Below are 7,302 nucleotides of genomic sequence, written 5' to 3' on the forward strand. Positions count from 1 at the left end.
TGGCCGCCACCTACCCTGCCACAAGACAATTGCTTTGGGCAGGGCCTGCAGCGGCTCGAGCAAGGAAAATCCACATGGAGAACTGTTGCACACCAGAGCAGTTGGCAGTCCGCTGGCAATGCTCCGCGAATACGATCAGAAAGCTCATTTCGACAGGAAAGCTTGACGCTTACCGGGTTGGTAAAAAGCTTCTGCGCATCCCAACGTCCGCAATTGAGGAATATGAAAAATGCACCCATTCCGCATAGGCAAATTGCGAGGCGGCTTCTGTGTCACCTGGTATGAAATGGTAGACGGAACGAGGACGCGTCGTCGCTATCAGCTTTCAGCCAAGACGTTGACAGAGGCCTGGCCAGAAGGCCAGAGACTCTACAAGTCACGGTTAATCCTCCGCGGCGGAAAGCTCAAGTTCAAGACCGTGTGGATGGAATACCAAGATGAACTCGAGGGACGCCGCACGGCGCAGCACCTGAAGTCGATGCGGAAAGACGTCGGCCCGTTCTTCGGACAATATGAACCGCTGGAAATCGATGACGCACTGGTAAAACGATACGTGAAGGCGCAGCGGAAGAAATTCAAGGAAAGGAACGGAAGAGAGATTTCAAACACCACACTGTACAATGAAATCAATCATATACAGTCCACTTTGAACTTTGCCAAAAGGAAAAAGATGATAAATGAAGATCCCCACAAGCTGACAAAGCCAGCTCGGCCCAATAAAGTCGAGCGATGGCTTGATCACAACGAAATTCAGGCTCTTCTCGATGAAACCCAGCAAACACCTCATCTCCATGTTGCTACGGTTCTAATGCTATCTACCGCCGGTCGAATCGGCGCAATTTTGGACCTGACATGGGACCGTGTTGATTTTCGCAAGCAAACTATCGATCTGAGGGTAAAAGAAAAAAGCCACATTAAGCCCCGTGCTTTCATTCCAATGAATGAAGGAACAGCCGCCCTGCTTAAGCAGTGGAAAGGCGTCGGTTACTCCGGTTATGTCGTCGAATACAAAGGTCAAGGCGTCAAAAGCATCCAGAATGCGTTCAAGAAGGCCGTACAGCGCGCAGAACTTTCCGGAAAGGTGACGCCTCACGTTATGCGCCATACTTCGGCAGTGCATATGGTCGCCAGTGGGTGTTCGATGGCACGAGTTTCGCAGTATCTGGGTCACACATCAATCGCCGTTACGGAGAAGATTTACGCCAGGTATGCTCCTGACCATCTTCGAGAAGAGGCAGCGGCCGTTGACTTTCTCAAAGGCCAGAAAATCGAAATCAAAAAGCCTACTGGCTCACCCGACGATTGAACGTAGATACACGTCATTGATTTTCTCTGAAACGGATGGAAGGCCTACTGAAACCAGCCGACCTTTCAGCATCCTAAGCCGTTATCCAAGAGTCAAATTTGATTGCCAAGCATTCCGTAGTAACTCCTCGCTCGGGGTGGAGGCTTGCTTGGGATCAACATGCTCCATAATTTGATCCAGGCCATGCATTTCCAGAGATTTTTCGAATTGGTCCTTGAAAGTCGTTTGGCGTTACAATCTAAATGCGCACGCCCAATTTCTGGTCAACAACCGTAGATTTAGGGTTGCATTTAGCTGCCGTCAGCGCATGAAAATTTCCGATAGGCGCATATATCTTTCGTTCATAGGTTCACTGAACCAATCTTTCCGAGGCAAACGCATCCAAATGAGTTTACCCGGGACCAACCAAACCCAAACTCGCCAGATATCAATGCATTAGCCGACACCAATCTGACTGTTAATCAATTGGTCGTAGGTTCGATCCCTACCGCCGGAGCCATTCTTCCATATCTCACAGATCAGGATGTCAGAGCATCCGCAAAATCTGCCCGCAGGGCGCGTTTCAGCACCTTCCCCGTTGCGTTCAAAGGTAAGGCATCCACGAAAACCACCTTGTCCGGAACCTGCCATTTGGCAATCTTTCCATCAAAGAATTCAAGCAGTTCCTCTGGCGTTGGATCTTCCCCATCGGCTTTGACTGCAACCAACAAAGGCCGCTCATCCCATTTTGGATGCGGCACCCCGATGACTGCAGCGGTGGCAAGTTTGGGATGCGCCACGGCAATGTTCTCAAGCTCTACCGAGCTGATCCATTCGCCCCCGGATTTGATAATGTCCTTTGAACGATCCCGGATCGTCATGTAGCCATCCGAATCCAGCGTCGCGACATCCCCGGTGGCAAACCAACCGTCCTGCAGCAGACTCTGATCTTGCAAATGGAAATAGCTGTCCAGCACCCAATGCCCGCGCACCATCAGGTCGCCCTGCGTGACACCGTCAGTGGGCAGGTCATTCCCATCATCGTCCACAATCTTCAATTCAACACCAAACGGGGGACGTCCCTGATTCTCACGCAGCCGATGCTGTTCTTCCAACGGAAGATCCCGATGCTTGGCCAAGGGATAGTTTGTTGTACCCAGAGGGCTCATCTCACTCATGCCCCAGGCATGAACGGTATCAACGCCATAAGTCTCGCGGAATGTTTCAATCATCGAAGGTGGGCAAGCCGCGCCGCCAATCACCGTACGCTCCAGACTGGCCAGTTTGGTTCCGGATGTAGCGGCATGAGCCAGCAGGCCCTGCCAGATCGTCGGAACACCCATCGCGAGCGTCACACCATAGGTGTCGATCAGATTGACCAATGCCTCACCGTGCAGTCCGGGACCGGGAAGAACCATTCGCGAGCCAGACATGGCGCAGCCATAAGGTGACCCCCATGCGTTGACATGGAACATCGGAACCACCGGCATAACGACATCCATCGCCGAATACCCGATTACATCTCGCGTATTCGAGGCGAAGCTGTGCAAAACCGTGGACCGATGCGAGTACAAAACTCCCTTTGGATGCCCTGTTGTGCCCGAAGTGTAACAAAGGCTGGACGCAGTGTTTTCATCAAAGCTGGGCCAAACGAAATCCACATCCCCCGTCTCGATTAGTTCATCATAGAACTGAAGTCCGGGAATTTGCGCAAGCGCCGCTTCGTTGCGCGGCCCCATCAGAACGAAGTGGCGAACCTCGGTAAGCTGATCCGCAATTCCTGCTACCAGCGGAATGAACGTCTCATCAAAGAACAAAACCCGGTCTTCGGCGTGGTTGATGATGTAAACCAATTGCTCAGGGAACAAGCGCGGGTTGATCGTATGACAAACAAAACCGGCGCCTGAAGTGGCAAAGTAAATCTCCAGATGCCGGCGATTGTTCCATGCTAACGTTCCTACCCTGTCCTGAGGCTCCAGGCCCAGCTTGCCGAGCGCTGACGCCATCCGGCGCGCATTTACAGCGATGGTTGCCCAGTTGGTTTGCGTGATGGCCCCATCTGTTTCGACCGAGATAATTTCAGTCTGGCCGTGATATCGTTCGGCATGATCCACCAATGACGAAATCAACATGGGTTGCGTCATCATCTGTCCCAGCATGGGCATCCTCCCTTTGTCAGCACAGCCCCAGACAGGCAGCACCAGTTTATGCCCTAGACCCGCCGCCAAAGGGCGCAGTCTTCACAGGCGTCTCCCACGGACAAGCCTGCCAAGCATTTAATTGTCTGACAATAAGAGAATGCAGCTTGCCGCAAAGGCAAGTTGCAACATTTTGTGGAATTCAACCCCGATGACGCAATGCGTAATCGATCAGGGCAGCCGTCGAACCATCCTTGTCTGCTGCGCTTTCTTCGCCATCTACAATCGGCCCCAGAGACGTCGCCAACTCTTTGCCCAGTTCGACACCCCATTGATCGAATGAGTTGATGCCCAGCAAGACACCTTCGACAAACACCCGATGTTCATAAAGCGCAATGATCTGTCCCAGAACAAACGGTGTGAGTTTTGGATAGATCAACGTGGTTGAAGGTCGGTTGCCCGGGAATACGCGGTGCCGTGCCTGCCGTTCCAACTCGTCACCTTGCAGGCCTTTCTCAGCCATCCGAGCACGCGCTTTATCCAGTGATCGACCACACATCAGGGCCTCGGACTGTGCCAGGCAGTTTGCCAGCAGAAGACGATGATGGTGGGCCAATTCGGGCTCGTGCCCCTCGGCTGCAACCATAAATTCGCAGGGCACGATGTCTGTTCCCTGATGGATCAGCTGATAAAACGCATGCTGCCCGTTTGTGCCAGGCTCACCCCATACCACCGGACCCGAAGGCACTGTCAGGTCAGAACCATCCATCGCCACAGACTTGCCGTTCGATTCCATTTCCAACTGCTGGAAATAAGCAGGTAGACGCAGCAATCGTTGGTCATATGGCAATACCGCGCGGCTGGCGTGACCCTGTACCTGACGATGCCATATTCCAGCCAGCGCCAGCATAACTGGCATGTTTTCAATCCAGTCGGCCGAACGGAAGTGCAGATCCATCGCCTGACCGCCACGCAGAAACGCATCAAAGGCGTTCGAACCAACTGCGATCATCACAGGTAAACCAACTGGTCCCCAGACCGAGTACCTACCCCCAACCCAGTCGGCGAAGCCAAACACCCGGTCTTCCGGAATGCCAAAGGCATGAGTTTTGTCCAGCGCGCTTGATACCGCTGCAAACTGCTTTGCAGGATCACCGCCACCATCCTGCATCCAGGCGCGCGCCGTGCGGGCATTGGTCATTGTCTCGATGGTTGTGAACGTCTTGGACGCGACGATGATCAACGTCCGCTTTGGATCAAGCTGGCGCAACGTGTCGGCAATATGCGCACCGTCTACGTTCGACACACAATGCAGCCGCGGACCATCGTGATAGGGCGCAAGCGCGTGGGTCGCCATGACCGGCCCCAGATCAGATCCACCGATCCCGATATTAACCACGTCGGTGAAGCTGCCCCCCTCCCCTTTGATTGCACCTCCACGTACCTCTTCGGCGAAGACGCGCATTTGTTGCAACGTATTCAACACGCTTGGCATGACGTCCTGACCATCAACTTCGATCGGGCCGCCATCAAGATTGCGTAGAGCAGTGTGCAGTACGGCGCGGTTTTCGGTCTCGTTAATTTTGACCCCGGTAAACATCGCCTCGCGGCGCGCTGCCAATCCAGCCGCTTCGCAAAGATCGATCAAAGCGGACCGCACTTCCTGATCAATCTGCGTCTTTGAGTAATCGAATAGCAAATCCCCTGTGGACGCAGAAAACTTCTGAGCCCGATCCGGATCAGCCGCAAACAGCTCAAGAATGTGTGGATCAGTGGCCGCAAGGGACTTGAGATTTTCTAGCTGCACGCGCCTCACTCCGCCCAATGTACGGTCATGCCGCTCAGGACGGCTGCTATGGGCGCTTCCTCGGGCGGCAAGGACATGGCACGATCCAACGCATCACGTTTCGCAGCGCCATATATGATCAGGTGCTTAGAAAGCGCGCCATCCAGAACCGGAGCCGTAAGCGTAATGCGCGCTTCGGGCTGTGTTTCAGTCCGCGCCACAGCAAGCGTCGGAGCATGGCTGTCCAGCGCCGCAGCCAACCCATCCATTCCAGGGAACAGTGAGGCCGTGTGCATGTCTTCACCCATCCCCAGAACAAGAACCGACAGCGGCAGTACCGGCGCAATCAGTGACTCGATCTGAGGCATTGCCTCTTCGGGGTCCTTCCCAGCCACATAAAGCGGCACATACTCCGCAACCGAGGCACGGCTGGTCAACAAACGCTCGCGGATCAGACGCTCATTCGATCGTTCGTGATTGCCCGGCACGCACCGTTCGTCGGTTGGCAGAACACGTACCCGATCCCATTCGAGATCAGCCGCACACAGACTGTCAAACACCGGACCGGGTGTAGTGCCACCGGGAACAGCAAAGGCTACCTTATCGTGATGCAGCAACGCTGACTCCAGATCTCCTGCCAGTTCGTTCGCCACGTCGATGGCCAGCATGTCCCGGTCGGCATATTCCTGAATATTCATGGCTTGATCCCTTGCCAATGGCGACCGTCGCGTTTCATCAGCAGCTCGGCGTCGCCGGGTCCGGTGCTACCGCTTTCATATGGTTTCGGCACATCGCCGCGCGCCTGCCATCCCGCGATGATCGGGTCGGTCCATGCCCACGCGGCCTCAACTTCATCACCCCGCATAAAGAGGGTCTGATTACCTCGGATTACATCCATCACCAGCCGTTCATAGGCGTCCGGTGGATTGTGGTTCTCTGGCCCCAGGGCTTCGGCGAAACTCATGTCCAGCGGGACATCGACCAGTCGCATGCCACCCTGTCCCGGCTCTTTGATCGTCACTTTCAGGGTGATGCCCTCGTTGGGCTGCAGTCGGATGGACAGCGTATTGGCGTGCCGCCCAGCCTCTTCCCCAAAGATAGAATGCGGTGCGTCCTTGAACATGACATTGATCACCGAAGACCGTGCAACAAGCCGCTTTCCGGTTCGCAAATAGAACGGCGTACCAGCCCACCGCCAGTTGCTGACATGCGCTCTCAGAGCAATGTAACTTTCGGTGGTTGAACGCGGGTTGCCTACCACATCCCGATATCCCGGCCCATCTGGCCCCGCTGTGAATTGCCCCCTGACAATGTGATGCGGTTTGACCGGATCGAGGGCGCGAATGACTTTCAGTTTCTCATCACGCACCGCGTCCGGATCAAATTTCGCCGGTGGTTCCATGGCGATCAGGCACAACAGCTGCATCAGGTGGTTCTGCACCATGTCGCGCATGGCACCTGCCCGCTCATAGTATTCTTCGCGGCCATCGATCCCGACGGTTTCTGCCACGGTGATCTGAATATGGTCGACATACTGGCTGTTCCAGAGGGGCTCAAACAGCATGTTGCCGAACCGAACGGCCATTAGGTTCTGAACGGTCTCTTTTCCAAGATAATGGTCAATCCGGTAGATTTGACCTTCCCTAAAGTGCGCAGCCAGAGTCTCGTTCAACTCGCGTGCACTTCCCAGATCGTGACCGAATGGCTTCTCGACCACGATGCGCGTGCGAGCCGATGCCATACCATTAGATTTGATGCGTTCGGCCAACGGACCGAACAAACGTGGCCCCACCGAGAAATAGAATGCCCGAATGCGGTCCTCACCCAGCTTTCCGGCAAGTTGCGCCCAACCCTCATCTGACAACGCATCCAAAGGCACATAGTCAACGCGTCTCAGGAAACCATTCAGTTGTTCCGGATTCTCTGCCTGTCGCGACGCATGAGCCTTTAGCGAATCGGAAACGATTGATCGGAATTCAGACTGATCATGTTGTCCACGCGCAGCGCCAATGATCTGCACCTCTTCGGGCCATTGGCCAGCACAATACCTGCGAAACAGCGCCGGCAGGATCTTGCGTTGCGCCAGATCGCCG

Annotated in this window: 6 protein-coding genes; 2 read left to right on the forward strand and 4 right to left on the reverse strand. The window is 54.7% G+C overall.

Annotation, left to right across the window (positions count from 1 at the left end; translation table 11 throughout):
* Positions 1 to 74: 74 nt before the first annotated feature.
* Together E1297_RS51410 and E1297_RS37185 are read left to right on the forward strand one after the other, a co-directional pair.
* Positions 75 to 248 carry a helix-turn-helix domain-containing protein gene (locus E1297_RS51410; protein WP_196223491.1) on the forward strand — a complete coding sequence of 58 codons (174 nt, stop codon included), beginning with the start codon at positions 75 to 77 and terminating at the stop codon, positions 246 to 248.
* Complete coding sequence (locus E1297_RS37185; RefSeq protein ID WP_155147136.1) at positions 230 to 1,306, forward strand: site-specific integrase; 1,077 nt, start codon at positions 230 to 232, stop codon at positions 1,304 to 1,306. The genes E1297_RS51410 and E1297_RS37185 overlap by 19 nt, the downstream gene beginning before the upstream one ends.
* A 518-nt stretch (positions 1,307 to 1,824) precedes the next feature.
* Here the strand turns inward: E1297_RS37185 and E1297_RS37190 are convergent.
* The 4 genes from E1297_RS37190 to zwf form a co-directional block, all read right to left on the reverse strand.
* Positions 1,825 to 3,444: a long-chain-fatty-acid--CoA ligase gene (locus E1297_RS37190; protein ID WP_155147138.1), complete on the reverse strand. Its 1,620-nt coding sequence runs from the start codon at positions 3,442 to 3,444 to the stop codon at positions 1,825 to 1,827.
* 181 nt (positions 3,445 to 3,625) lie between these two features.
* Positions 3,626 to 5,230, reverse strand: a complete 1,605-nt coding sequence (pgi, locus tag E1297_RS37195; protein WP_368669804.1) for a glucose-6-phosphate isomerase — start codon at positions 5,228 to 5,230, stop codon at positions 3,626 to 3,628.
* A 5-nt stretch (positions 5,231 to 5,235) separates the two neighbouring features.
* Positions 5,236 to 5,907: a 6-phosphogluconolactonase gene (gene pgl / locus E1297_RS37200; RefSeq protein ID WP_155147143.1), complete on the reverse strand. Its 672-nt coding sequence runs from the start codon at positions 5,905 to 5,907 to the stop codon at positions 5,236 to 5,238.
* On the reverse strand, positions 5,904 to 7,302 hold a 1,399-nt coding region (gene zwf / locus E1297_RS37205; protein ID WP_244328018.1), incomplete at its 5' end, for a glucose-6-phosphate dehydrogenase. The genes pgl and zwf, both read right to left, overlap by 4 nt.

The sequence above is a fragment of the Roseibium sp. RKSG952 genome (assembly GCF_009711355.1).

Excerpts from the sequence above, each read along its gene's own strand:
- E1297_RS51410 (WP_196223491.1), top strand. The coding sequence starts at position 75 with ATGGAGAACTGTTGCACACCAGAGCAGTTGGCAGTCCGCTGGCAATGC.
- pgl (WP_155147143.1), bottom strand. The coding sequence starts at position 5,907 with ATGAATATTCAGGAATATGCCGACCGGGACATGCTGGCCATCGACGTG.
- E1297_RS37190 (WP_155147138.1), bottom strand. The coding sequence starts at position 3,444 with ATGCTGGGACAGATGATGACGCAACCCATGTTGATTTCGTCATTGGTG.
- E1297_RS37185 (WP_155147136.1), top strand. The coding sequence starts at position 230 with ATGCACCCATTCCGCATAGGCAAATTGCGAGGCGGCTTCTGTGTCACC.